The following is a 515-nucleotide window of genomic DNA, read 5'->3' as shown; positions in this document are numbered from 1 at the left end:
TAATGACCCAGCGCTATACTGGTTCTCATCCCAGTGGGTCTCGCCTTTATTCTCTTTTAGGCGCTGCCTGATCTCGGCTGGTGAAGGCTCCTGGATCATACTGACGGGAACGGTTTCGTTGGCCCGGCTCCAGGAGAGGGGGTCACCACCCTGCAGTAGTTTAATCAGCGAGCCCTGTTCGGGGCGTGGCTTCTGGTTGGCGTAGCGTTCGCTATTCCAGGCGGTGCTGCTGTAGGGCTGTATCTGTTGGAAGTCCATTTCTATCAATTCAGTCCGTTAGTGTGCTCAGGCGATATCAGGCTTGAGTGCCGCCATTAAACAGATCGATCTCCGGGCCCATACTAGGCATAAAGCGCTGCTCAGCGCGTAGTTGAGCGATCGCCTCTTTAAACTCGTCATCATCCATTGAGAACCAGTAATCGGGTTGTCGATTGGTTTTAGCATCGTAGGCGGCGGTGGTGGGATCGCGGGGCCGGGCCGGTTCCAGCTCCGGAATATCAGGCATTGGCTGGCTG

The 515-nt window shown here is 55.7% G+C and carries 1 protein-coding gene and 1 pseudogene; both read right to left on the bottom strand.

Going from position 1 to position 515, the window contains the following annotated elements:
• A partial coding sequence (locus JW499_RS21610; RefSeq protein ID WP_205212514.1) for a hypothetical protein occupies positions 1-258 on the bottom strand: 258 nt, incomplete at its 3' end.
• Positions 259-295: 37 nt separating this feature from the next.
• A pseudogene (locus JW499_RS21605) lies at positions 296-515 on the bottom strand (hypothetical protein); the annotation flags it as partial.

The sequence above is a fragment of the Amphritea pacifica genome (genome assembly GCF_016924145.1).
Classification (GTDB): Bacteria; Pseudomonadota; Gammaproteobacteria; order Pseudomonadales; family Balneatricaceae; genus Amphritea; species Amphritea pacifica.
Note: the sequence above shows the minus strand (reverse complement) of the source record. Positions and strands in the feature narration are given on the sequence as shown.